The organism is Cobetia sp. MC34, from assembly GCF_018340035.1.
Classification (GTDB): Bacteria; Pseudomonadota; Gammaproteobacteria; order Pseudomonadales; family Halomonadaceae; genus Cobetia; species Cobetia amphilecti.
Genome location: NZ_JADPPY010000081.1, coordinates 1 through 1600, shown reverse-complemented (window position 1 = coordinate 1600; position 1600 = coordinate 1). Strand labels below are relative to the sequence as shown.

The 1600-nt window shown below is 53.8% G+C and carries 1 protein-coding gene and 1 pseudogene; both read left to right on the top strand.

What is annotated here, in order from left to right:
• A partial coding sequence (locus IZU87_RS17205; RefSeq protein WP_213115356.1) for an ISL3 family transposase occupies positions 1-815 on the top strand: 815 nt, incomplete at its 5' end.
• A gap of 201 nt (positions 816-1016) precedes the next feature.
• Positions 1017-1469 (top strand): annotated as a pseudogene (locus IZU87_RS17200) (transposase); the annotation flags it as partial.
• Positions 1470-1600: the final 131 nt, after the last annotated feature.

The following is a 1600-nucleotide window of genomic DNA, read 5'->3' as shown; positions in this document are numbered from 1 at the left end:
GAGACCTGGATCTTTCTCAGGTTGCCAATGTCGGGGTAGACGAAACGGCATCACGTCGAGGGCAACGTTACGTCACCGTATTTCTCGATATGCAACGCCAACAAGAGCCGGTGATCTTTGCTGTCCAAGGACGTGGCAAAGAGACGATCAAGGCGTTCAGCGCCTTTCTAGAGGCACATGGCGGCGCCCCGGGCAATGTGGTTGAAGTCGTGTGTGACATGTCTCCGGCCTTCCTCAATGGCACTGCTGAACATCTTCCTGATGCTCGAGTGACGGTTGACTGGTTCCATATCGTGCAGACGTTCACCAAGGCGCTGGATGAAGTGCGTAAGCGGGAACGTCGAGAAAAAGCCCATCCCAAGGCCCTGCGCTGGGCAGTGCTGAAAAGCATGGATAACCACAACCTGACGGAAAAGCAGCTGGTCGCCCTCCGGGAGCTGGTTGCTGACCAAGGGGCTACCGCGAATGCATGGATCATCAAGGAAAAGCTGAGGTGGATTCGTCGCGCACCGACAGCGCGCGGGGCTCGTTGGCGCATCACGAATTACCTCAATGTGATGCGTGAGGCAGTCGCCGGCCACACGCTTCTCAAGCCAATGGCAAAAGCACTCAATACGGTGGAGCGACATGCCGACCAGGTTGTGAGGCGCTGGTATTCAGGCCTGACGAACGCACGTCTGGAAGGCATGAATGGCCTCTTTCAGGCTGCCAGATCTCGCGCTCGCGGCTACCGAAACGAAAGCAATTTCATTGCGATGATCTACCTGATCGGCAGCCCCGTGGGGCGCATGCTGGATGAAGCCAAATCCACATGAAACGTCGAAGAGCCATTTTTTGTTTGAGGTTAGAAAAGAAATCAGTGCTAAACTGAAAAAATATTAAACAATATTCCTATGAACTACTTCTCTGTGGATACTCGCTTGTTAGTGCTGAAAAAGTGTCACTTCTTATATTTACCCAGCTTGGCCGCAGATTCTGAGTGCAACACCTGAGTTTCCCTGTAAGGTATTGCGCTCATGTCATACTCAGAACTCAGTATCACCGATCGTGCCACTATCCAGGTTTGCCTCTCTCAAGGCCTGAGCCTCCGAGCCATTGCTCGATGCCTGAGTCGTTCCCCCTCCACTATCAGCCGCGAAATTCGCCGAAATAGTGTGCCGGGCAACGACTACCGAGCTGAACGCGCGCAAGTGTCGCGACTCAAGCGTCGGCGCTTTTGCCGGCCCAAGCGAAAGCTTTCCATCGGTAGTGAGCGGTTCAGGCTTGTCGAGTACCTTCTTCGTCGCTACTTGTCTCCTGAGCAGATCGCCGGCAAGCTTCGACACATGAATTTACCCAAGCTTGAAGACGCCTACGTCTGTCGCGAGACAATTTACACCGCCATCTATGCGCTGCCAGTTGGGCAACTGCGCAAAGAGCTCATCCATTGCCTGCGGCATGGCAAAAGTACGCGTAAGCCTCGCCGTGGTGAGACTGTAGTGGTCAAGTGTTTTTGGCCACCGAGCTTTGAGCATTCCAGTAGTTCTTTTCTGCCAAGTTCGGCGGTATCCCATCGTTATGCTTGTGCGGCCTGAGGCTGCTGTAGTAACCGATCATATAA